The following is a 22,526-nucleotide window of genomic DNA, read 5'->3' as shown; positions in this document are numbered from 1 at the left end:
CCGAAAGGGTCGCGGGGCACTGCTACGGGCGCACTACCCTGGATGCCGTGACTCTTCGCCTGTACGACACCAGCGCCCGGCAGATCCGTGATTTCACCCCGCTCACCGCGGGCTGCGTCTCGATCTACCTCTGCGGCGCCACCGTGCAGGCCGCCCCGCACATCGGGCACATCCGGTCGGGCCTGAACTTCGACATCATGCGCCGCTGGTTCGAGTACCGGGGCTACGACGTCACCTTCATCCGCAACGTCACGGACATCGACGACAAGATCATCGCGAAGTCCGGCGAGCAGGGCCGCCCGTGGTGGTCCATCGGTTACGAGAACGAGCGCGCCTTCAACGACGGCTACGCCGCCCTCGGCTGCCTCCCGCCCACCTACGAGCCCCGCGCCACCGGCCACATCACCGAGATGGTCGAGATGATGCGCGGCCTCATCGAGCGCGGCCACGCCTACGAGGCCGACGGCAGCGTCTACTTCGACGTGCGCTCGTACCCCGGCTACCTCAAGCTCTCCAACCAGGAGCTGGACAACCTCCAGCAGCCCGCCGAGTCGGGCATCACCGGCAAGCGCGACCCCCGCGACTTCGCCCTGTGGAAGGCCTCCAAGCCCGGCGAGCCGGACTGGGAGAGCCCGTGGGGCCGCGGCCGGCCCGGCTGGCACCTCGAATGCTCCGCCATGGCGCACAAGTACCTCGGCGAGGCCTTCGACATCCATGGCGGCGGACTCGACCTGATCTTCCCGCACCACGAGAACGAGATCGCCCAGGCCAAGGCCTTCGGCGACGCCTTCGCGTCGTTCTGGGTCCACAACGCGTGGGTCACCATGTCCGGCGAGAAGATGTCCAAGTCGCTCGGCAATTCGGTGCTCGTCTCCGAGATGGTCAAGCGGTGGCGTCCGATCGTCCTGCGCTACTACCTCGGCACCCCGCACTACCGGTCGATGATCGAGTACAGCGAGGAGGCCCTGCGCGAGGCGGAGTCCGCCTTCGCGCGGATCGAGGGCTTCGTGCAGCGCGTCACCGAGAAGGCGGGCAAGCCCGTCCCCGCCGCCGGCGAGGTCCCGCCGGCCTTCGCCGCGGCCATGGACGACGACCTGGGCGTCCCGCAGGCGCTCGCCATCGTCCACACGACGGTCCGGCAGGGCAACAGCGCGCTGGCCGCCGACGACAAGGACGCCGCCATCGCATCCCTGGCCGAGGTACGCGCCATGCTGGGCGTCCTCGGCCTGGACCCGCTCGATCCGCACTGGGCCGGTGAAGCGGACCGGGGCGAGGACCTGCACGGCGCCGTCGACACGCTCGTACGCCTGGTGCTGGAGCAGCGCGAATCCGCGCGGGCCCGCAAGGACTGGGCGACCGCCGACGCCATCCGAGACCAGCTCCAGCAGTCCGGGCTGGTCATCGAGGACAGCCCGACGGGCCCGCGCTGGACGCTCGGCCCCCGCTGAGCCCGGCGGCCGAGGCCGGTGGAACGCCCCGGCCAGGGTGAGCACGGTGTGCTGCCCGGCGCTCCGGGCGGCACACTCTTCATACGTACATACCGCAGCATCAACGAAAACAGGTAGAAGTCATGGCCGGGAACAGCCAGCGCAGGAACCGTCGCACGTCCAACAAGAAGGGCGCGACGGTCGGCAGCGGTGGCCAGCGGCGCAAGGGCCTGGAGGGCAAGGGCCCCACGCCGCCCGCGTCCGAGCGCAAGGGGCACAAGAAGAACCGCATCACGAACGCCATGGCCAAGCAGGCGGCCAAGCGGCGCCCGGCCCCGCGCCGCGGCGGCCCCAAGGGCACCAGCGAGATGGTCGTCGGCCGCAACCCGGTCTTCGAGGCGCTGCGCGACGGGGTTCCGGCCACCACGCTCTACGTCCAGCAGTTCATCGACAACGACGAGCGCGTGCGCGAGGCCCTCCAGCTCGCGGCCGAGCGCGGCAACATCAACCTGATGGAAGCCCCGCGCCCCGAGCTCGACCGGATGACCAACGGGCTCAACCACCAGGGCATGGTCCTCCAGGTCCCGCCGTACGAGTACGCGCACCCGGAGGAGCTCACCGCCGCCGCGTACGACGAGGGCGACGACCCGCTGATCGTCGCCCTGGACGGGGTCACCGACCCGCGCAACCTGGGCGCGATCGTCCGCTCCGTCTCCGCCTTCGGCGGCCACGGCGTGGTCATCCCCGAGCGCCGCGCCGCCGGCATGACCGCCGGCGCCTGGAAGACCTCGGCCGGCACCGCCGCCCGCACCCCGGTCTCCCGCGTGACGAACCTGACCCGCGCCCTGCAGGAGTACAAGAAGGCGGGCATCACCATCGTCGGCCTCGCCGCCGAGGGCACGCACACGGTCAACGACCTGGACGCGCTCGGCGGCCCGGTGGTCATCGTCGTCGGCTCCGAGGGCAAGGGCCTCGGCCGCCTCGTCGGCGAGAACTGCGACTACCTCGTCCGCATCCCCATGCCGGGCGGCGCGGAGTCCCTCAACGCCGGTGTCGCCGCGGGCGTCGTGCTCTACGAGGCCGCCCGCCGGCGTGCCGAGCGCGGGCGCGCCTGATCCACTTGGCTCACGGAAAGTGACCCGTGAGCGTGTCACCCCGCCCGTTGTGGGCGGGGTGGCTTGATCTTGACGGGTCTCGGACAGATCCCTGATGTCAAGGCAGTGTCCTATCCACTGGTCACTCGGTTAGATGAGTGTGGACACCAGAACGTCAGGGTTCGACGACCAGCCCGCGCTGAGCATGGTCAAGGTGCCGTGCGATCCCGCACAGGTCATCGTCAACCACGCCAGCTTCCGCGTGCGGCTCGCACCGAGCCCGAGCGCGCGTTCCAAGCCCGCGAACGCCCCCGGCAGGGCGCCCGTCCTCGGTGGCGCCGCGGTCGCCGCCGGAGCGGCGCGCCGCCGGGCCCCCGTCGTCTGGAGCGGAAAGGGGGACTCCAGCGACGCGTCGGCCATGGGCGGACTGCTCCAGGCCGTACGCGAATCGGGGCGCGGCCACGACGAGTACGACGGCGGGGCCACCCAGGTCATCCCGCGCCTCGACCTGGCCCATGACCTCGCGGACGACTCCCTCGCCACGCCGACCGTCATCGGCCAGCGCACCTACGGGGACCCGGACGAGACGCGCCCCCTGGCCGCCGTACGGGACCTGCCCCAGGGCGCTCCCCGCCCGGGCGGGCCGGGCGACTCCGAGGACTCCCGGCGCGGCGGCTCCGACGCGCGGGGGCAGGCCTCGTACTACCCCGGCCGCCGCATGAACCTCGGCGTCGTGCTGCTCCCGCTGCGCGTCTTCCTCGGCTTCATCTCCATCTACGCCGGCATGGGCAAACTGTGCGACCCCGTCTACTTCGACGGCGGCGAGCGCGGCTCCATGGTCACCTGGCTGCACACACTGCATCCGTGGGCGCTCGCCGAGCCCCTGCGCGACTTCGCGCTGGCGCACCCGGTCGGCGCGGGGCTCAGCGTGGCCTTCCTCCAGGTCATCGTGGGCGTGCTGACGGTCTTCGGCCTGTGGCAGCGGTTCGCCGCATCCTTCGGGGCCCTGCTGTCCGCCGCGCTGCTGATGACGGTCAGCTGGAAGACGGTCCCCGCGTACGACGCGCCCGACATCATCTACCTCGCCGCCTGGAGCCCGCTGATCATCGCGGGCGCGCCGGTCTACTCCCTCGACGGGCGCCTCGCCGGCGAGGCCTGGCGCACCCTCGGCCCGCGCTCCGAGATCTGGCGGCTGCGGCGGCGCGTACTGCGCCGCGGGGCCTTGATGGCCTCCGTCGTCTGCGGACTCACCCTGCTCATCGGCTCGCTCCTCGGCGGAGCCGTCCGCTCCACCACCGTGGTCACCGTGCCCGGCCCCGGCCGGGCGCCCAGCAACTACCTGCCGGGGCAGCCGCTTCCGCAGACGCCGGCCCGGCAGCAGCCCGCGCCGCAGCCGTCCAGGACGGCGCCGCAGCCCTCCGCCTCTCCCTCCGAACCGGCTCCGAAGTCCGGGCGCGGGCCGACGGCCGGACCCGCGCCGCGGGAGACCGCCGGGACCTCGGGGCCGCCGAGCGCGTCGCGCACCGCCGGTACGCAGACGCCGCGCAGCACGCCCCGGCAGTCGGCCACGCAGCGGCCGCCGAGCTCCAGCACGGGCAGCGGCTCGGGCGGCGGCGGGGGCTCCACCCCGACGAAGCAGCCGGGCCTGGTCGGAGGCCTCCTCGGCTGAGGCGGGCGGACCGGCTGGACGGACGGCGGGGCCCGGCGCGTACGAACGCGCCGGGCCCCGCCGCGTGTGAGCGCGCGGCCTCTGCGCGTACGAACGGGCCGGGCCCCGCCGGGTGGCCTCAGGGGCCTGTCTGCGCCCCCAGCTCCCTTGCGGCCTCGATGAGGTCCTTCGCCGTGTCGATCGCCCGCCAGTAGGCGCCCTGCGGCAACGGGAAGCCCGCCAGGCGGCGTTCGCGGGCCAGGCGCGGGAAGGTCGTCCGTTCGTGGTCGCCCAAGTCGGGCAGGAGCGCCGCGAATTCGGGCTCGAAGACATACACGCCGGCGTTGATCGGATAAGGCGACGGCGGTGCCTCGATGAAGTCCAGTACCTGCCCGTACTCGTTGGTCTCCACCACCCCCCACGGAATCCGCGGCCGGGCCAGCGCCAGGGTCGCCACCGCCCCGCGCTCGGTGTGGAAGACGGCCATGTCGCGCAGTGAGAAGCGGGTCCAGACGTCGCCGTTGGTGGCGTACCAGGCCTCATCGGGATGGGGGAGGTGGCGGGCGGCGTACTTGAGGCCTCCGCCGCGGCCCAGCGGCTCCTCCTCGACCACGGTGGTCACCCGCAGCGGCAACGAGGCCTGGGCGAGCCACTCCTGGAGCACCCCGGCGAGATGCCCGCAGGAGACCACGGCGTCGGTCACCCCCTCGGAGGCCAGCCAGGCCAGCTGGTGCCCGATGATAGGCAGCCCCGTCCCCGGGATCTCGACCAGCGGCTTCGGGCGGTCGTCCGTGTACGGCCGCAGCCGCGAACCCTGGCCGCCCGCCAGGACGACGGCCTGGGTGGGGCTGGTGGCGGGGAAAGCGGCTGCGGAAGGAGCGGATCGGGGTGCGGGGCGTACGGAGGATGCGGGACGTGCCGGGGATGCGGGGTGTACGGGGTCAGCGTCGCTCATGGCGGCCAGAGTAGGGAGGACCCGTCTCCGGCGGCGGGGAGCGACTCGGCCGTGTCAGCCCATGGAGGCGACGCCGGCCGCGTACGAGGTGTCGCAGACGGGACGGGCGAAGGACTGGGCCTTCGTCGGACCGTAGACGTCGACTGCGGCCCGGCCCAGCGCCCGCGCGATCCCCACGCAGTGCTCGGCGAGCGACGGCCGCCGGTCCACCTCCTGCTGGAGGCGGGTCAGGACATCACCCGGCGTCTGCCCCTGCTGCAACTCGCTGAGCAGCTTGTCACGCAGCAGCTCGTGCGCGGCGCGAGGCTTCGCGGGAACGGAGACGTCCTCGGCGGAGGCGGTCAGGATCTGGGAGGGGGAGTTGTCCGCCCAGGGGACCATGGTGACCGCCAGCGTCCCGGACAGGACCAGGACGACGGGCAGGACCAGGGCGAGGGAACGGCCGATTCGGCGGGCAGTATGGGTCACGAAGGCGAGCGTAGCGCTCGGTGAAGATCTGGCGACAATTAGTCACTCTGACGGGGGATGGTTCGACGTGGCTTTTCGAATCCCGGGTTGACGACCGGGGCCGAATGGCCCGTTCTGCCGGGGTAACGCCCGCGGAAGGGACGCCCCTTGACGGGACGTCCCTCCGGGCCGCGCGGGGGGTGCGCGGTCGTCGGGGCCGCGCTGGGTAGGCGCCTCGGTGTCAGCCGGAGAGCCGCTCGCCCGAGGAGGTCGAGAACACGTGGATCTCGTCGGCCCGCGGCACCACGTGCAGCGTCGAGCCCTTCTCCGGCACCTGGCGGCCGTTGACGCGGACCACGAGGTCCTGCGAGCCGTCGGCGGCGGAGGTGGAGCCGTAGACGTACCCGTCGGCGCCGAGCTCCTCCACGACGTTCACGACGACGGTCAGCCCGCCGGTGTCGGCGACGTCGAAGTGCTCGGGGCGGACGCCGACCGTGACGGTACGGTCGCCCGCGTCGGCGGCGGCGGACAGCGCCTCGCGCGAGACCGGCACGACGCTGTCGCCGAACTTCACGCCGCCGTCGGTGATCGGGACCTCGACCAGGTTCATGGCGGGCGAGCCGATGAAGCCGGCGACGAAGAGGTTCGCGGGGCGGTCGTACATGTTGCGCGGGGTGTCGACCTGCTGGAGCAGCCCGTCCTTCAGCACGGCCACGCGGTCGCCCATGGTCATGGCCTCGACCTGGTCGTGGGTGACGTAGACGGTGGTGATGCCCAGGTCCCGCTGGAGCGCGGCGATCTGGGTACGGGTCGACACGCGCAGCTTCGCGTCGAGGTTCGACAGCGGCTCGTCCATGAGGAACACCTGCGGCTTGCGCACGATGGCGCGCCCCATGGCGACGCGCTGGCGCTGGCCGCCGGAGAGCGCCTTCGGCTTGCGGTCGAGGTACTGGGTGAGGTCCAGCATCTTCGCCGCGTCCTCCACCTTCTTGCGGATGGTGGCCTTGTCCTCACCGGCGATCTTGAGCGCGAAGCCCATGTTGTCGGCGACGGACATGTGCGGGTAGAGCGCGTAGTTCTGGAACACCATCGCGATGTCCCGGTCCTTGGGCGGCAGGTGCGTGACATCGCGGTCACCGATGCGGATGGAACCGCCGTTGACGTCCTCCAGACCGGCGAGCATGCGCAGGGAGGTGGACTTGCCGCAGCCGGACGGGCCGACGAGGACGAGGAACTCGCCGTCCTCGATGTGCAGCTCCAGCTCGTCGACGGCGGGCGTGTCGCCGCCGGGGTACAGCCGGGTCGCCTTGTCGAAAGTGACAGAAGCCATGGTGATGGATCCCTTCTACCGGCAGGAACGTGCCGGACGATCCGAGTGGAAGGAAGAGCGGGTCTGGCCCGAGGGCCGGCCCACGGGTCTAGTCCACTGAGTGGACTTCCGCCCGACGCTACCCCGGCGCGCGCGCCCCTGTCAGTAGCGGGTGACGGATTTCTCCCCCGGGGGCCGGCCGTGGCCCGCCACTCCTTCGACCGAGCCCGGCTGCGGGAGCGGGCTGGACGCGGGGGCGAACGTGATGGCTGGAAGAATCGGGTGCTGTGTAGAGTGATGGCGGCTCCCCGCGCAGTGGTCCGCGCGAGCGCCGTGCCTCCTTAGCTCAGTCCGGCCAGAGCAACGCACTTGTAATGCGTAGGTCGTCGGTTCGAATCCGACAGGGGGCTCCATGCGAAGATCCCCGGCTCGGACTTGTCTGAGCCGGGGATCTTCGCGTTCAGCGCATCGTGCGCCGGGACGGGCCGGGCGGGGGTGGCGGGGTCAGGGGCGGGCGCCCGGGTCGTGCTGGCTCAGGGATGCCTTGACCGCGCGGGCGTACGGGCCCTCCCACCACGGGATCGTCTCCACCAGGACCGGCTTGGTGCCGGAGGCCAGGACGAGCGCCCGGCCGGGGGGCATCGCGCCCAGGTCTGACACCTTCAGGACGCGGTCGCGGCGTACGGACTCGTTCATGGTGCGGTTGCCGGACCAGCCGCCGGTCTCCGACTCACGGGTGGTGCTGAACTCGCGCAGTTCGTACTCGCCGGCCAGCTCGGACAGGTCGCCGAGGAAGCGGGTGTCGGAGACGCCGCCGCCGTAGACCCGTACGTTCGCGGCCGACCAGAGCTTCTCCATGCCGCGCTCGCCCCACACCTCGATGCCCTGGGCCCAGGACTGGAGGATGGTCATCAGGATGATGCCGCGCGAGCCGTAGTGCGAGTACAGGTCGGGCAGGGCGCGCCAGCGGCAGACGTTCGCGGCCTCGTCCAGGACGCCGACCAGCGGGCGCGAGAGCCGGCCGCCGCGCTGGGTGGTGGCGTACTCCTCGGCGGCCTCGACGACGGCCACGGTCAGGGCGGTCACCAGCGGGCCCGCCGAGTCGCTGCCCTCGCGGGAGAGCGAGTAGAGGGTGGAGTCGCTGCGGACGAACTCGCGCGGGTCGAACTCCGGACGGTCGTCGTCGGCGGAGGCCGGCGTCACCCACCGGTTGACCGCGGGGTTGATCAGGCAGGACGCCATCTGCTGGGCGACGCCGTAGATGCCGCTGCGCTGCTTGTCCGGGGCGGTGATCACGCCGGACACGGAGTCGGCCGCCATGAGGTGGCCCGCGCCGCGCAGGATGCGCTCCGGGGTGTCGTCCTTCGGGTTGGCCAGCCAGGTGTAGATCTGGGTGATGGAGGACTTGGCGGTGGCCGCCGCGAGCAGGAGGTTGGCGAGCAGGTCCTGTCCGGCCGGGTCGAAGAAGGCGTCCGTGGAGGCGTCGGCGTCCCGCGAGCCCGACGCGAAGTGGTCGGCCAGCTTGCGGGCCTTGGCGACGTCGGTCACGTACGACAGCGGGTTCCACCACCACGCGGGCGGCTCCTGCGCCACCTGCTGCGGGTCGAAGACCCAGACCTGACCGCGGGCTTGGCGCGGTCCGCGGGTCGCGTCGACGATGTCCCGCTTGTTGGAGGTGACGAGCACCGCGCCGGGCGCGTCGAGGATGGCGGGGATGGCGCGGCGGGTCGTCTTGCCGGTACGGGGGCCCCAGATGTCGACGTGCATGTCCTCGAAGGAGCCGAAGAGCGGCTGCCGGCCGCGCAGCGAACGGCCGATGAAGACGCCCGGCACGGTGCTGTCCACGCCGAGTCGCTCGGCGGTCGCGGCGGCGCCCTTCATGGTGAGCTTGCCGAGTTCCTCGCCCTTGGCGAGGTGGCGGGCCGCGCCGTCGACGTCGGGCTTGTTGCGCATCCGCTGGCGGATCCGGTAGACGGCGACCCCGGCCCCGGCGAGCAGCAGCGCCTCACCGGCCGCCATCGCGTTCGCCGCACCGCCCGGCCACGCGTAGTCACCCTTGACCAGCGCCACGGCGAAGGAGAGGGGGTTGCCCGGAGGCGCCGGCTGGTCCTCGAAGGACGCGCCGAGGCGCGCGGCGAGCCAGGCGCCGCCGAGGAGGGCCAGCACCGAGACGGCGAGCACGACGATCTCGATCGTCCAGTCGTCTTCGGCGCGGGGCTTCTTCTGCTGTTCGACGGTCATGTCAGGACTTTCCTTCCGAGGAGGCGGGCGCGGCGCGGAAGACGAAGAGGCCCTGCTCCTCCCGGACGACGCCGTATCCGTCGCTGGTGAACTCCGGGATGTCCTCGTACGGGGAGAGGGCCGCTCCGGTGAGGGCGTTGAACGCCTGCCGGCCGTCCTTCTCCGCGTACAGCACTCCGCCGGGCGACTGGGCCATCGGCCGCAGGCTCTTGTCGTCCTTCATGCGCCACAGTTCGCGACCGGTCTCGGTGTCCCAGGCCACCACCCCTTCGCCGAACTGGCTGACCGCGCTGCGTCCGTCCGGGGACACGGCGGTGCGGTCATCGTCCATCGTGATGTCGAGCATGACCTTGGGACCCTCGGTCAGACGCTTGCCGGTGGCCAGGTCGACGACGGTGATCACCGCCTCGTCCGAGGTGGACGCGTTCCACATCAGGATGCCCTTGCCGCCGCTGAGCGGGCGCAGCTGGGCGGTGGCATGCGTGCCCGGCCGGTTCGCCGCCGCGACCGCCGCGGGAGCGGTCATATCCCGCGTCGACCAGGCGGTCTTGCCGGTACGGCGGTCGGTGACGACGAGGTAGACGCCCTTGCCGTCGTAGTCGTCCTTGAACGCGGTGGCGTAGCCGAAGCCCGGACCGACCGGCTCCGGGGAGGTGCTGGCCTTGGCCACCGTGACGTCGGCGCCGCCTCCGATCGGGGCGTACGTGACCTTGCCGAACTCGGCGCGGAGCTGGAGGACGAGGCCGTCCACGACGGGCCGGCGCAGGGCTGCCTCGCCCTGGACGACGGAGCTGCCCAGCTTCTCGCCGGCCGGGCTGTACATCGTGTAGACGGCGGTGGACGCGTCCTGCCCGCCCGACGACGGCGACGACCCCGGTGAGCCCGCGGACCCGGGCGCAGCGGACGGCCCCGCCGGTACCGGCAGGGACCGGATCAGCAGCGCCGGGGAGCCGTCCTTCCAGCGGCCGACGGCCGAGGGACTGTCGTTCGACAGGGTGGCCGGCGCGGTGCCCGGTGCGGGGCCCGAACCGGACTGGCCCGGCCCGGGCAGCAGGCTCTCGAACTCCGCGCGCTGCTTGCCCGTCGCCGCGTCGAGGAGACGGGTGACGAACCGGCGGGTATCGGCATCGTCGCTCGCGCCGCGATGCGGTACCTCCTCCGTGAGCACCACGGCGTCACCGACCACGCAATGGGCCGCCCCGGTGGTGCCCGACTCCGTACTCTCCGCCGCGCCGGGGCAGTTCGGCCGGTTCTCCCCGCTCGTGTCGTGGGCCCACACGGGCTGCCCAGCAAGCCCCGGGACGGGCTTGCCCTCGTAGACCGGGCCCTTCGGGGAGGCGGAGGCGGAGGCCGTGGGCTCGGCCGGCTTCGGCGCTGACGCGGAACCGTCCTTGTCCTCGGGCCCGCATCCCGTGGCCAGCGTCAGGGCCAGTACGGCGCCGGTCGCGAACGAGAGCGCACTGCGCTTGTGCATCTTGAGTCGTGCTCCTCTTGTGCATGTCTCATGCATGTTTGTGGCCGCCGTCGCCCTCGCCCGCCTCGGTGCCCGGCGGGATCGGCACCCGGTACACGGCGGTGACCGGGTCCTGCACGTCCCAGGTGCTGAACTCGACGTTCTTGCCGACGCGGGGGGCGTGCAGGATCTTCTTGCCGGCCGGGTCCCAGATGACGCCCACGTGCTCGGAGCCCCTGCTGCTGGGGCGGAAGAAGATCAGATCGCCGGGCTGGGCCTTGCTGATGTCGATCTTGTAGGCGCGGAGCTTGTCCTCCTGCTCGTAGGTGGTCGCCCCGATGTTGATCTTGCCGCCGCTGGCCTGGTAGTACATCCACTGCGTATAGCTGGAGCAGTCGAAGGAGACCGGGCTGTCGCCCTGCAGCCGCGGCGCGCCCCACACGTACGGCTGGCCGATGCCGCGCTGCGCCCAGCGCAGCGCCGCCCGCACCACCGGGTCGTCGGCCGCCGGCAGTACGCCGGTCACGCCGGCGCCGTCCGGGGGAACCGGGGCGCCCTTGCCGTTCTTGGCGCAGTTCGCGTACTCGGCGTCCTTGCCCGTGTTGCCGCCGCCGTCGCCGCTGGGAACGGTGCCGTAGTCCGGGTTGGCCGACACCTTGCCGCTCAGCCAGCCCTCCGGGTCGACCATGCCCGGACCGTTGTCCTGGCCGGGGACGAAGGGGTTGTCGACGCCCGGGACCCGTACCTCCCAGTGGAGGTGGGGACCGCTCGAATTGCCCGTGCTGCCGACCGTGCCGATCTGGTCGCCGCGCTTGACGGCGGCGCCCTGGGAGACCGAGACGGCGGTCTGGTGCGCGTACAGGGTGATGACGCCGTTCGCGTGCTCGATGTGCGTTTCGTTGCCGTACGAGCCGCCGCTGCTGACCTTCACCACCTTGCCGTCGGCGGGGGCGTAGATCGGGGTGCCGCTGGAGGCCCGCAGGTCGAGCCCGGTGTGGTAGCCGAGGCTCCAACTCGGGCCGTTCTGGTGGTACTTGGTGCCGACCTGGTAGGTGCCTTCCTTCAGCGGCCACTGCCAGTTCTTGCCGTCCGCGGGCTGTGGTGCGGCGGGCCTCAGCAGCGGACGGGAGAAGGCGACCGGCTGCACCCGGGGCGCCGCGCCCTGAGCCTGCACCTCTGCCTGCCCCTGAGCCTGCACCTGTGCCTGCCCCTGTCCCTGTGCCTGTGCCTGCCCCGTGTCGCCGCCGTACGGCGGGGTCGACCAGGAGCGGGGCGAGGACGTCTTGATGCTGAGCGCCTCGTCCGGCTGGGCGTCGTTGCCGACCGGCTCGGGGATGTCCGACTGCTGTCCGAGGGTGGGGAAGCCGGGGTTCTTCTCGACGGTCGCCTTCAGGTGCGCGTACCAGCCCTCGATCAGGCTCTTCTCACCGGTGAGGTTGCCGCGGTAGCGGGCCGCCTGCGTGAGGACCACCCGGGGGTAGACGGTGTTGTCCCGCTTCGAACCGGAGTAGTTCAGCAGGGCGTCCCAGGGCTTCGTCTCGGCCTTCTTCGCGTGCAGGAAGTTGGCGGCGGCGAACGCGGCGTCGTCGATGTTGTAGAGGTCCTTCTTGCCGTCGTTGTTGCCGTCGGCGCCGTAGTCGTGCCAGGCGTCGTTGCCGAACTGGAGCAGGCCCATGTAGCCCGCGCTGTTCTTGCCGCCGGGCGCGGCGGACGGGTCCTGGCCGTACTTGGTCTCCTGGTACATCTGCCCGGCGATCAGCGTCCAGTCGAGCCCCTCGTAACGGGCCGCGGCCCGCATCGCGGCCAGGATCATCCGCGGGGGTATCTCGTTGCGCGCCGTCTCGCTCGGCATGTAGACCTTGCCGGCGGGCATGATCGGGTTGGTGGCCGCCTTGTCGCCGGTGTTTCCCCCGCCCGCGTTCTCGGCGTAGTTACCGCAGGCCGCCTGCGCGGCGCCGCTGCCGAGGCCGCCCACCAGGGCGCTGATCATGATGACGGCGAGGAAGCCGATGCCGCCGATCGGCAGCAGGCCGCCGGCGCCGAGGATCAGCAGCCACTTGCCGCTGCTCTTCTTCTTGCCGCCGCCGTTGCCGTCACCCTGCCCTCCTGCCAACTGCGCCGCCATCTTGGCGGACTTCGCCACCTTGGCGGCCTTCGACGCGGCCGCCAGCACGGCGGGAGCCACCATCGAATATCACTCCCCCGTCTGGTCGGATGCGCCCACATTGCCCAGGCCCTGCAGGTCGAAGGCCGAGACCTTCCACTGCCCGCCGTCCTTGCGGGAGCTCACCAGCCAGGAGTTGGTCTCCGTACGGACCTGCTTGCCGTCCTCGGAACGGGTCGCCGACAGCGAGACCACGCTGGAAACCATCCGGCCGCTGCCACGGGCGAGGTCGTCGGCTATCAACGCGTCACGGACCACGGTCGCCTTGCCCACGGACGAGCAGCGGACGGCCTGGCAGGTGGCCCAGTCCTTGCCGCTGGGAAGGGCGGTCTGCTGCTTCATCTGCTCGCCGCCGACGGTCAGGGCCAGCAGGGGCTGCGCCCAGGCGGCGGCCTGGTCGGTGTGCTTGTAGGTGCTCAGGCCCGCCATGTACGCGGCCATCGCCCGGTGGGCCTCGGCCAGTTCCTCCGGCGTGACGATGGGCGGTACGGCGTCGGCGGACCCTGCCTGCTGGCTGCCGCCACCGCTGCTGCCTCCAACGCTGCCGCCACCGGTCGGGCCGGCGTCCTTGTCCTGTCCGGCTGTAGCGGCGGCCTTGCCGTCGGGCGAGTCGGCGGGGTCGTCGTCCCCGTTGAAAACGGTGAACACCACCAGGGCGCCGATCAGCAGCATGCCCATGGCCGTCAGGGCAAGTACCGCACTTCGCTTGTTCTCGTCGGGTGACTCCACCGTCCCGGGCCTCCCTCAGTCAGGTCGCCCGGACACGGTAGGGGGCGGGACAGCCGATGGCGCACGGCTTTTCCCCGTGAGGAAAGGGGAGGAAAGCGTGAGGAAATACCGGGTGAGCCGGCCGGCCGGAGTAACCCGCTCCGTGTCAGCCGGTCCGAGTCGTCCTGCTCACACGGAGGCCGCGGCGGGGTCGTACGGATCGACGGGCAGCGGCGGGAAGGGATAGGCGGTGTGCCCGCCCTTGGGCGAACAGGCGGCGAACGGACCCATGTCGGCGTCGAACAGCACCCGCAGATGCGGGTCGGCGTGGTGGAGCCACCAGGTGGACATGCCCAGCGCCGGGTCGTGCCGCAGATGCTCCCAGGCCAGCCAGAGCGCGGAGAGCCGGGCGCCCGCCTCGGGATGCTCCCACCAGCGCGGACACCAGGTGGCGGTCGAGCCGTTCACGCGCCGCCGCACCATCGGTGACAGGTATTCGGAGACGAAGACGAAGACGTCGGCGAAGTAGAACTCCACCTCTTCGTCGGATGCTTTTTGCTCGCTCTGCCGCTCGCTCTGCTGCTCACTCTGCTGATCGGGGGAGTCAAGGAGGGGGAACGCCTCACAGAGCTTGTCCCGGGCGTCGTCCCGCCGCCCGAGCTCTTTCAGCACCCAGTCGTGCAGTTCGGCCTCGGCCGCCTGCGCTGCCGCGGTGTCGCCCGCTTCGCGTGCGGCGACCACCCGCCGCTGCCAGTCGTCCAGTTGCCTTGCGCGGTGGTCCTCCTCATGGGCGGAACGGGCCCCGGCCAGGAAGAACGTGAGCTTCGTGCAGACGCCGTCCCAGGCTTTGGTGGTGGCGAAGAAGACGGCCTTCTGCGCCATGTTCTGGGCGATCCGCTCGTGGTCGCTGGTCAAGTGAGGTGCCTTTCGCACGGGGTCGGTCCGGTCAGCGCTCGACGCCGGAGTGCGCCGGCGCGGGGGAGGTGAATTGGGCGGCCGGGTTGAGGACGCCGTGCCCGGTGGGCCCGCGCGGGGCGGCGGGCCGGGCGACGGGGCGGGCGGCCATGCCGGGCAGGAAGGCGTTGGTGGTCTGCGGCGTCGTCTTCGCGGAGGCGCGGGCGGACAGCTCGTCATAGGTGTTGGCCGACGCCAGCTGCCACATCGCCGCCTCGTGTGCCATCCGCTGCTTCTCGGGTACGTCGACGGCGGCGAGCTTCTCGGCGAAGTCCTTCGGGGACTTCTCGGGGTCGTAGTCCTCCATGCGCAGCTGGCAGCGGATGGAGTCCTCGGCCATCAACGCATCGATCTGGGCGGGAATGTGCTCGTGCCGGGGCATCGGTGTCGCGAACTTGATGCCTTCCTTGCCGACCTTGGAATTCTTGAGGAGCTCCGGAATCTCGGTCTTGCCGAGTACCGAGCCCTCGGTGATGTCGGCGGCGAAGCCGATCACCAGGCCCTCGGTCGCCTCGGCATACCGTTCGGAAAGGGTGTCCCAGGCCTGGCCGTGGGTGGTCCGCAGCTTGGCTGGATCGAAGGCGAAGTGTTCGGTGAGGCCTTCCACCACATGGCGATTGTCGAGGAAGTACGAATTCAGCTGGTCGCCCACCGGAGTGTCCTCCAGCACCTGAAGGCCGCGCGACTCTCCGCAGGCCCGCGCCAGAAAGCGGTGGAGTACGGGCCTGTCCGCCCCCTCGGGCTGGGACTCGTAGGACCAGAACGCCCGGTGAATGCCCCGGTCCTCGTTGGTGACCGAGCCGTTCTCCGCAAGATCCTTGATGAACGCCAGTAGATCCGGCGGCCTTTCCGGTCCGTACTCCGACTGGAAATCCCTGTAAATCCTTCCCGCTACCTCTGCCCCGGCCTCCTGGTCGGTAGGAACCGCCGCGGCATACTCCGCCTCGAAGGCGAAAGCCGTGGCGATTTCCTCAGGGGTGGGAGGAGCGTCGGGTCTCAACGGTGCTTCCTCGACGCCTCAGGTGCGTTCACGCTCAGTCGGATCCGTGAGCTGCCCGGTGTATCGGCCGTCCAGGCTGCGAACGACACCGACTGGACCAGCACGATGCAGGGCTGGTCGGGGTGTTGCGCCGTCGGCTGCCAGACGGCCATGCGGTAGGGGGTACGGGTCTTGAGGCGGTAGGCCTGGCCCGGCCAGAACCCCTTTACCGGCGGTTCCGGGAAGTCCGGTGCGTCCCACGGGCCGTTCCAGACAGCCGACCCCAGTACGTCTTGGGCCGCCTTGAGGAACTGAGGCCACACCTCAGCCGCATGCGCGAGGAGACCGGCGTTCTCGGCTGCCTCGTGCGTCTCCAGGTGCCAAGCCCAGTGGGTGAGACTCTCGACCGGGTGCCAGTTGCCGTTGGCTTCGAAAGTCCACTCCCCGCCGGCGCGGGTGTGCACCACCAGGTTGCGCTCGACCGTCTGCGGTTCCCAGCCGTATCGCTCGCACCACTTGCGGAACTCCGGTGAACCGCCCTGCGGCGGGCCCGCCCATACGGAGGCCCAGTCGACTGCGCGCAGGCCTGCCAGTTCGGCGGCCAGATCCTGGGCCGTGCGGCCCGTCGTCTCCGTCAGCATCGTTCGCTCCTTGTTCGGTCGTCGCGTGCGCAGCGTGGCAGAGGAGTTGTCAGGACAGGATGATCCCGAGGATCAGCAGGCCGACCACCACCGCGCCCATGATGAAGCGGACCTTCGGGTCCTCCCGCTCCCACAGCTCGTGGACCACGGCCCAGCCCGTCATCCGGGCCGCGCGCCCGTCGTGGATGCTCGTGCTCTGGGCCGGGTCCTGGCCGCCCCGCGGCGCGTCCTCGTCCGGATCGGGCATCCCGGTCGTCCCCTGCTGGGCCTGGGCCACCATGACCAGCCCTTCCAGGAGTTCGGGCATCGTGTGCGGGTTGAGGGGGTAGGCGACGGTGCCGTTCGGGGTCCGCAGGCAGAGCTTCGACTGCCAGGGGTTGCCGGGCTCGTAGCCCTCGATCCAGGCGTCCTCGGCCTCGGTGACGGGGGCCGCGCCCTGGTCGGCCGGCGCCGGCGCGGGGGGCACGTTCTGCTGCGGGAGGGCGTACTGGTCGCTCAACTCTCGTCCTTCGCACGGTCGGGGTCAGCTCGGCGCCCGACGGCCGGGCACAACGCGTCATTCTGGCTGAGGGCTCGGCGTCGCGGCCCGCTGCGGGGTCACGGGACTCCCGCGCGAGGATTCCCGGCCCTTTCCCCGGCTTTCCTCACTCTTTCCCGGCCGGGAAAAGGGGAGAGGTGATGGGCGCTTCATTTGCCACACTGCCTGTCCGCACCTGGCTCACCAGGGGCCCGCCAACCGGTCGGCCGGCGCAGGGGGATCACACGCGTGGGAGAGACGGACTCGATGACGGACCACAACAGCTCTGCTGGCGGGGTCGGCGGGGGCCAGCCTTCCGGGCAGCGAGGGCAGTTCGGCCCCGCGGAGCACACCGACATGCAGCAGACGCAGGCGCATGGGCAGGCGCACGGCCAGCAGCCGCAGCAGCCGGCGCCCGGTCCGTACGGCTATCCGGGCGCGGCGGCGGCCCCGTCGCAGCAGGCCTCGGACGCCGCGCGCGCCCAGGTGGCCGCGGCCTGGATACGCGCCGCCCGACCCGGCAACGTACCCCCGGGCGAAGCCGCCGTGCCGGTGCTGCCGCCGCGCGTGAGCCAGTCGGCCGGTGCCTCGAAGAAGGACAAGCGGGAGCAGGCGAAGGCCGAACGCAAGGCCGCGTACGAGCAGAAGAAGGCCGAGCGCGAGGCGCGTAAGCAGGGGCGCGGAGGCGGCGCGGGCCAGGTCTCCGCACCCGTCCCCGCCCACTCGGCGCCCGCGGCCACCGCCCCCGCGCCCGCCCACTCGGCGCCCGCCCCCATGGTGACCGCGCCTACGACGACCGCGGCCGCACAGGCCAAGGCCCCCGCAGGCGCCGCCCCCGCCCCCGCCCCCGCAGGCACCGGCGCCGCTTTCGACGTGCCCCGCCCCGGCGGGCGGCTGCCCGCGCGGGGCCGGCGTACGCATGTGGCCGTCCGCGCCACGCTGCTCATCACCACGTGCGCCCTCGCGCTCGGCTCCTGCGGTGTCGCGGGCCTGGTCATCGGCCAGTCCTCCGCCGGGGTGCAGAGCGCCGCCCTGGCCGAGGAGGACGTGCGGCGCTACCGGCTGACCGAGTTCCCGACCCAGGCCGCGGCGACCTTCGCGGAGGAGTACGTGACGCTCTGCATGACGTACTCGCCGCAGAACGCGGACAAGCGCCGCGAGGCCCTGACCCGCTACACCTCGGCCGGCGTGGACCCCGACTGCGGCCTCAGCGGCCAGGGCAGCCAGGGCGTCCGCGAGGCCCAATGGGACGGGACCGTCGAGGAGCTCCCCGAGTTCGGGGCGAACGGCCGCTACCTGGGCATCCAGGTCAAGCTGTCGACCGGCCGGCTCACCAGCCTTTCCGTACCGGTGTACGTGAAGGACCTGGCCACCGGCTCCGGCCTGCGCATCGCGGGCAACGTCGGCGAGATGCCGCTGCCTTCGCGCGCCGTCGTGCCGCCGGTGAAGAAGGACGAGGAGATCGTCGACCAGCCCTTGTCCGACCAGCTCAAGGGGAAGGTCCTGCCCGGCTACTTCAAGGCCTGGGCCGCTTCCGACGCGACGGGGCTCACCCGCTTCACCACCACGGACGCGACCCAGGCGGCGACCACGGGTCTGGCCGGCGCGCTGGCCTCGCCCGAGGTCCAGGAGGTCGTGGCGCTCGCCCCGGCCGGCAGTGAGAGCGGTAAGCCCATCACCTACGGGCCGGGCCAGACGGTACTGGCGCGGGTGACGGTGGTCTGGGGCGGCGGCGCGCCTGCCGCCCCCGCGAAGGGCGCCCCCGCCCCCGCCCCCACCGTGAAGCGCTCCTACCGGGTGACGGTGGTGAACACCCCCCAGGGCTGGTTCATCAAGGACATCCGCGGTGGCGTCCTCGACCCGACGGGCGGAAACGCGGACGCCGGAGCGACCGGTCCCGCTGCCCCCGCCCCCGCCCCCGAGGAGAGCGCCCCGGCCGCCGGCGAAGGCGCCCCCGGCGCGGTCAAGACCCCCTGACCGCGACCCATCGACGTACACCTCCCACCCACCCAAGCGAAAGGAAGTGCCATGTACCTGGCAGCCACCCTCAACGGCATGTTCGGTGAGATCCAGAAGATCCTCCTGGGCATCGGCACCACCGTGGCGATCTGCGCCCTGCTCATCCTCGGCATCCGGATGCTGCTGTCGATGAAGCGCGGCGACGGCATGCGCGAGGCCTTCCAGGGCTTCGGCATGATCGCGCTCGCCGCTCTGATCATCGGCGGCGCGACCGGTCTCGCCGGTCTGCTCATCGACCTCGGCAGCCAGATCGGCAACGCCGGCGGCAAGAGCTGAACCTGAGCGCGGCCGTGACATCCGTCCGGCCGCCAGTCGTACGCCGCGGCCCGCAACCACGTCAGAGAGGAGGACTGCCTGATGGCACAGGACACATCGGATGCACCCGAGCCGATGGTCGCCTACGACCACACGGATCTGCTCAACCGGCCCAAGCGCATCTGGAACTGGGGCAACATCCCGCTTCCCGGCCTGCTGCTGCCCGCCCTGGGCGCGGCCTTCGGCTTCGGTGTCCTGTGGCTGGTGACGCTGCTCTCGCTCTCGGCCTTCCTGCCCTTCCTGGGCATATCCATGCTGACGTCGGTGCTCTACATCGGCCCGCCGGTCGGCATCTACTTCGTGTGGGGCCGGCCGCTGCCCTCCGCCCTCACCCTCAGCCAGCAGCTGGTGATCTGGGCCGACTTCTGGCTCCAGCCCAAGCGTCTGCACGGGCTGGCCGCTGACCGCGAACCAGGGGGGCTGCACTGGCAGGTCATCCTCTGGCAGCCGGGTTCGCAGCGGTGGCAGCGGCAGTACGACGAGGCCCTGGCGACGGCGTCCCGGCACGGTTCCTCGTACGCGGCGCACCAGCCCCCAGCGGGCGCCGTAACCACGCAGCACCAGGCCGCGGGCCCCGTAACCGCACGTCCCCTAACCGCACGCCCCGCAACCGCACCCGCACCCGCACACTCCGAGACCGCAGGATGACTCCTTCATGTACATGATGATCCTTCTGGGCGGGGCGGTCGCCTTCTTCCTGATCGCGATGATCATCGCCACCGTCGGCTCCAAGAAGAACAAGGGCGGCCAGGGCAACCAGGGCGGCAGCCGGGGTGGCGGTGGTACGCGGAACCCGGGCGGCTCCCGCAACCAGGGCGGCCAGTCCACGCGCCGCGAAGAGATGCGGCTGCCCTACCGCTACGCCGACGACATGATCTTCGTGCACGGCGAATCGGTGTGGACCGGGCTCGTGCTGCCCACGGCCATCGACGAGTACCTCAACGCCACCGAGCTCCAGGCGATGGCCGAGGGTCCCGCCCGGGGCCTGCTCAACCTCGCCCGCGGCGACCGCAACGTCGAATGCCACTACCGCAAGGTGTACCGGCCGATCACCGCCCTCGAATGGGCCGACCAGCTCAACACCCTGGCGTGGGACGCGACCGAGAACTACAAGGCGTACAACCTCCGCAAGGCGGAGTACCAGGAGCGCATCGGAGCGACGCGCGAGCGCAACATCCTCCTGGTCAAACTCGGATCGCTGAAGCGGGGGTCGAACGGCAGCGGAGTGCTGCCCGGCGGCGACGACCCGGTCGAGGAGCCGGGCCTGACCAGCGGCGTGCGCGCCGCCGCCGACAAGGCGGCCGCGGGCGCCACCGGCGTGCACGACGAGTACCTGTCGCCGGGCGTACTGGCCCAGTGGACGCAGGTCGCGCGGGAAGTCCACGAGAGCCTTGAGGGCCTGAACGGCACCCCGCTGGCCCGCGACGAGCTGGTGTGGCTGATCCGCAAGCCGCTCCACGGTGACCTTCCGGTGCCGCCCGAGCCGGTGCTCGGATCCCGCTCCTGGGGGCCGGACCAGTTCGACCTGGTGGTCGACTTCTCCGGTGAGAACCACAAGACGCACATCGTCCTGCACCAGTACGACGAGGTCACCGGCGAGCAGCACACCAGCTACACGACGACACTGGTGGCCGCCAGCTGGCCCACCGAGACCCGCTTCCGGCAGTCGACCGCCTGGGCGCGCTACGCGTCGCAGCACGTCGACTTCCCTGTCGAGATCGACATGCGGTTCACCCTGATCCCGTACCTGAAGTTCAAGGACCGGGCGAAGAAGATCAGCGGCAACCTCGTCGACGAGCTGAACGACATGGCGAACTCCGGCCGTTCCCCCGGTACGCAGCTCGCCAACCAGGTCACGCGCGCCCAGCACCTCCTCGACGACGTGGAGGAGCACAAGATGCCGGGGATGGAGGCGCAGATCCGCTTCACCATCTCCGCGCCCGACATCGCCGAACTGGAACGCCGGCGCCGCACCCTGGAGATGCAGTTCAAGCAGGATCTGAAGGTCACCCTGCTGCGGCCGACCCGCCAGCAGTGGCGGCTGCTCCAGTCGCAGCTGCCGGGCGACGCGCCCAAGCTGCCCATCGCCCCGTACCTGCGGCTGCAGGAGGTCGAGCAGCTCGGCGCCGGGCTGCCCACGGCGGGCACCGAGCTCGGTGACAACCCCGAGCACCGGTCGGGCAAGCAGCTCGGCTGGGTGGGCAACCTCGTCGGCTGGGCCGGCAAGATGCCCGTCCACTACTCCCTGCACGTCGGCCCGGCCCGCAACGACGGCGGTGGCGTCGCCATCGTCGGCGCGTCGGGAGGCGGCAAGTCCTCGCTGGCGCTGCAGAAGTTCTACGAGGAGTCGGAGTCGGGTGTGCGGTGCCTGGTCATCGACCCGAAGACCGACTTCGCCCAGCTCTGCTACTACCTGGCCTTCGGGTCCCAGGTGAACGACCCGGCCTTCCCGCACGACGCGGACGCGGGTCTGCTCGGCACCGAGCACAGCCGCTTCCAGCCGGTCAACCCGGAGTTCTGGGCGGAGACCGAGGTGGTCGACCTCCTCAAGGGCCAGGCCGGCGTGCTCGACCCGTGGGTCGTCGCCCGCGACGTCCCCTCGGGCCGGCTGCTCGCGGAGTCGATGCTCCGGGGTTTCCTCGGCGACGAGGACTACCAGCGCGTACGCCTGCCCGTCATCGAGGCGATGGCCACGGTCGTCGGCTGGTACAACTCCGCGATGCGGCAGGCCACCGAACAGGGCCTGACCGCCCGGGAGGCCGAGCTGAAGGTGCCGCGGCCGACGCTGTGGCAGGTCGTGGACGAGGTCGTACAGGCCTACGACCACGCGGTGGCCAGCGGCGACCGCGAGGCCGTCAAGGACCTCAAGCTCGCCCAGATGCTCCTCACCGAGCTGCGGACCCTGCCCTACGCGCGACTCGCCTTCGCCGAACGCCCGCAGACGCTCTCCGCGATGCGCAAGCGCCGTACGGTCATCACCCTGCGCGGCTTCCAGTCCCCGTCCTCCTCGGACCCGCGCAACTGGAACCCGGCCGAGCGCCTGGCCGCCACCGCGCTGATGGCGGTCGTGGAACTGGGCAGCCAGATGCTCGACGTCGGTTACGAGAAGAACCCGGTGACCGGGGAGATCGGCCTGCGGCCCAAGGCGCTCTTCGTGGACGAGGCGTACGTCGTCACCGCGACCGAGAGCGGCCGCGACCTGATGCGGCGCGCCCTCAAGCAGGGCCGCTCGTACATGGCGGTCACCGTACTGATCACTCAGCAGGCCATCGACCTCGTGCAGATCGAGGACTCCGAGGCCCGCAGCGGTGGCGCCAACCAGATCCACACCGTCTTCGCCTTCAAGCAGAAGTCCGCCCAGGAAGCGGCGCTCGTGGCACCGCTGCTCGGCCGCCCCGAGAACGACGTCAAGGTCATCTCGGCCCTGCAGGAGCTCCGTACCGGCGTCTGCCTTCAGCGCGACGTCGACAAGCGGGTCGGCACGGTCGCTGTGGACCTGGTCTTCAAGGAGATCCTCGCCGCCACGGACACCAACGGCACCACCCGCCCGGCCCGTCAGGGGATCGACCCGCCGCAGAGCGTGTGGGACTGGACGTTCATGCAGGAAGCCGGCGAAGCGGCGGAGACCGCGGCCGCGGCGGCAGCCACGTAATGC

Annotated in this window: 18 protein-coding genes and 1 tRNA gene; 8 read left to right on the top strand and 11 right to left on the bottom strand. The window is 71.4% G+C overall.

The window, feature by feature from the left end; all coding sequences use genetic code 11:
• Positions 1–47: 47 nt before the first annotated feature.
• The 3 genes from cysS to ACWDX7_RS12850 all read left to right on the top strand — a co-directional run bounded on the left by cysS (position 48) and on the right by ACWDX7_RS12850 (position 4,190).
• Positions 48–1,448 carry a cysteine--tRNA ligase gene (gene cysS / locus ACWDX7_RS12860; RefSeq protein WP_451490443.1) on the top strand — a complete coding sequence of 467 codons (1,401 nt, stop codon included), beginning with the start codon at positions 48–50 and terminating at the stop codon, positions 1,446–1,448.
• Between the two features lie 122 nt (positions 1,449–1,570).
• A complete protein-coding gene (gene rlmB, locus ACWDX7_RS12855; RefSeq protein ID WP_451490444.1) occupies positions 1,571–2,542 on the top strand; it encodes a 23S rRNA (guanosine(2251)-2'-O)-methyltransferase RlmB in 972 nt (323 codons plus the stop codon).
• Between the two features lie 133 nt (positions 2,543–2,675).
• Complete coding sequence (locus ACWDX7_RS12850; RefSeq protein ID WP_451490445.1) at positions 2,676–4,190, top strand: DoxX family membrane protein; 1,515 nt, start codon at positions 2,676–2,678, stop codon at positions 4,188–4,190.
• Between the two features lie 118 nt (positions 4,191–4,308).
• Here ACWDX7_RS12850 and ACWDX7_RS12845 read toward each other — a convergent pair whose 3' ends face one another.
• The 3 genes from ACWDX7_RS12845 to ACWDX7_RS12835 form a co-directional block, all read right to left on the bottom strand.
• The gene (locus ACWDX7_RS12845) at positions 4,309–5,124 is read right to left on the bottom strand and encodes a nucleotidyltransferase family protein (RefSeq protein ID WP_451490446.1); all 816 of its coding nucleotides are present in this window, start codon (positions 5,122–5,124) and stop codon (positions 4,309–4,311) included.
• Between the two features lie 54 nt (positions 5,125–5,178).
• Positions 5,179–5,592, bottom strand: a complete 414-nt coding sequence (locus ACWDX7_RS12840; RefSeq protein ID WP_451490447.1) for a hypothetical protein — start codon at positions 5,590–5,592, stop codon at positions 5,179–5,181.
• A 220-nt stretch (positions 5,593–5,812) separates the two neighbouring features.
• Positions 5,813–6,901 carry an ABC transporter ATP-binding protein gene (locus ACWDX7_RS12835; protein ID WP_451490448.1) on the bottom strand — a complete coding sequence of 363 codons (1,089 nt, stop codon included), beginning with the start codon at positions 6,899–6,901 and terminating at the stop codon, positions 5,813–5,815.
• A 314-nt stretch (positions 6,902–7,215) separates the two neighbouring features.
• Between ACWDX7_RS12835 and ACWDX7_RS12830 the strand changes: the two genes are divergently transcribed.
• Positions 7,216–7,293 (top strand) — tRNA-Thr (locus tag ACWDX7_RS12830).
• A gap of 91 nt (positions 7,294–7,384) precedes the next feature.
• Here the strand turns inward: ACWDX7_RS12830 and ACWDX7_RS12825 are convergent.
• From ACWDX7_RS12825 to ACWDX7_RS12790, 8 genes are all read right to left on the bottom strand, one after another.
• Positions 7,385–9,121, bottom strand: coding sequence for a type IV secretory system conjugative DNA transfer family protein (locus ACWDX7_RS12825; protein ID WP_451490449.1), 1,737 nt, complete (start codon positions 9,119–9,121; stop codon positions 7,385–7,387).
• A 1-nt stretch (position 9,122) separates the two neighbouring features.
• Positions 9,123–10,595 (bottom strand): PQQ-binding-like beta-propeller repeat protein, encoded by a 1,473-nt coding sequence (locus tag ACWDX7_RS12820; protein WP_451490450.1) that lies wholly within the window; start codon positions 10,593–10,595, stop codon positions 9,123–9,125.
• A 28-nt stretch (positions 10,596–10,623) separates the two neighbouring features.
• The gene (locus tag ACWDX7_RS12815) at positions 10,624–12,762 is read right to left on the bottom strand and encodes a peptidoglycan DD-metalloendopeptidase family protein (protein WP_451490451.1); all 2,139 of its coding nucleotides are present in this window, start codon (positions 12,760–12,762) and stop codon (positions 10,624–10,626) included.
• 6 nt (positions 12,763–12,768) lie between these two features.
• Entirely contained in the window at positions 12,769–13,467 is a 699-nt protein-coding gene (locus ACWDX7_RS12810; protein ID WP_451490452.1) for a hypothetical protein, read from the bottom strand.
• A gap of 168 nt (positions 13,468–13,635) precedes the next feature.
• Positions 13,636–14,361 carry a DUF4913 domain-containing protein gene (locus ACWDX7_RS12805; RefSeq protein ID WP_451490453.1) on the bottom strand — a complete coding sequence of 242 codons (726 nt, stop codon included), beginning with the start codon at positions 14,359–14,361 and terminating at the stop codon, positions 13,636–13,638.
• A gap of 31 nt (positions 14,362–14,392) precedes the next feature.
• Positions 14,393–15,400 (bottom strand): hypothetical protein, encoded by a 1,008-nt coding sequence (locus ACWDX7_RS12800; protein WP_451490454.1) that lies wholly within the window; start codon positions 15,398–15,400, stop codon positions 14,393–14,395.
• Positions 15,397–16,020, bottom strand: coding sequence for a hypothetical protein (locus tag ACWDX7_RS12795; protein WP_451490455.1), 624 nt, complete (start codon positions 16,018–16,020; stop codon positions 15,397–15,399). Before ACWDX7_RS12795 ends, ACWDX7_RS12800 begins: the two co-directional genes overlap by 4 nt.
• A gap of 49 nt (positions 16,021–16,069) precedes the next feature.
• A complete protein-coding gene (locus ACWDX7_RS12790) occupies positions 16,070–16,519 on the bottom strand; it encodes a hypothetical protein (RefSeq protein ID WP_451490456.1) in 450 nt (149 codons plus the stop codon).
• Between the two features lie 267 nt (positions 16,520–16,786).
• Between ACWDX7_RS12790 and ACWDX7_RS12785 the strand changes: the two genes are divergently transcribed.
• From ACWDX7_RS12785 to ACWDX7_RS12770, 4 genes are all read left to right on the top strand, one after another.
• Positions 16,787–18,514, top strand: coding sequence for a conjugal transfer protein (locus ACWDX7_RS12785; protein WP_451490457.1), 1,728 nt, complete (start codon positions 16,787–16,789; stop codon positions 18,512–18,514).
• 51 nt (positions 18,515–18,565) lie between these two features.
• Complete coding sequence (locus ACWDX7_RS12780; protein WP_451490458.1) at positions 18,566–18,832, top strand: hypothetical protein; 267 nt, start codon at positions 18,566–18,568, stop codon at positions 18,830–18,832.
• Positions 18,833–18,913: 81 nt separating this feature from the next.
• Positions 18,914–19,519, top strand: a complete 606-nt coding sequence (locus ACWDX7_RS12775; protein WP_451490459.1) for a hypothetical protein — start codon at positions 18,914–18,916, stop codon at positions 19,517–19,519.
• 7 nt (positions 19,520–19,526) lie between these two features.
• Positions 19,527–22,523: an ATP-binding protein gene (locus ACWDX7_RS12770; RefSeq protein ID WP_451490460.1), complete on the top strand. Its 2,997-nt coding sequence runs from the start codon at positions 19,527–19,529 to the stop codon at positions 22,521–22,523.
• The last annotated feature ends 3 nt before the right edge of the window (positions 22,524–22,526 follow it).

The sequence above is a fragment of the Streptomyces sp. NPDC003034 genome (assembly GCF_053591375.1).
This window is presented reverse-complemented; position numbering and strand designations above follow the sequence as displayed.

Excerpts from the sequence above, each read along its gene's own strand:
- rlmB (WP_451490444.1), top strand. The coding sequence starts at position 1,571 with ATGGCCGGGAACAGCCAGCGCAGGAACCGTCGCACGTCCAACAAGAAG.
- ACWDX7_RS12850 (WP_451490445.1), top strand. The coding sequence starts at position 2,676 with ATGAGTGTGGACACCAGAACGTCAGGGTTCGACGACCAGCCCGCGCTG.
- ACWDX7_RS12845 (WP_451490446.1), bottom strand. The coding sequence starts at position 5,124 with ATGAGCGACGCTGACCCCGTACACCCCGCATCCCCGGCACGTCCCGCA.
- ACWDX7_RS12835 (WP_451490448.1), bottom strand. The coding sequence starts at position 6,901 with ATGGCTTCTGTCACTTTCGACAAGGCGACCCGGCTGTACCCCGGCGGC.
- ACWDX7_RS12825 (WP_451490449.1), bottom strand. The coding sequence starts at position 9,121 with ATGACCGTCGAACAGCAGAAGAAGCCCCGCGCCGAAGACGACTGGACG.
- ACWDX7_RS12820 (WP_451490450.1), bottom strand. The coding sequence starts at position 10,595 with ATGCACAAGCGCAGTGCGCTCTCGTTCGCGACCGGCGCCGTACTGGCC.
- ACWDX7_RS12815 (WP_451490451.1), bottom strand. The coding sequence starts at position 12,762 with ATGGTGGCTCCCGCCGTGCTGGCGGCCGCGTCGAAGGCCGCCAAGGTG.
- ACWDX7_RS12795 (WP_451490455.1), bottom strand. The coding sequence starts at position 16,020 with ATGCTGACGGAGACGACGGGCCGCACGGCCCAGGATCTGGCCGCCGAA.
- ACWDX7_RS12780 (WP_451490458.1), top strand. The coding sequence starts at position 18,566 with ATGTACCTGGCAGCCACCCTCAACGGCATGTTCGGTGAGATCCAGAAG.
- ACWDX7_RS12775 (WP_451490459.1), top strand. The coding sequence starts at position 18,914 with ATGGCACAGGACACATCGGATGCACCCGAGCCGATGGTCGCCTACGAC.
- ACWDX7_RS12770 (WP_451490460.1), top strand. The coding sequence starts at position 19,527 with ATGTACATGATGATCCTTCTGGGCGGGGCGGTCGCCTTCTTCCTGATC.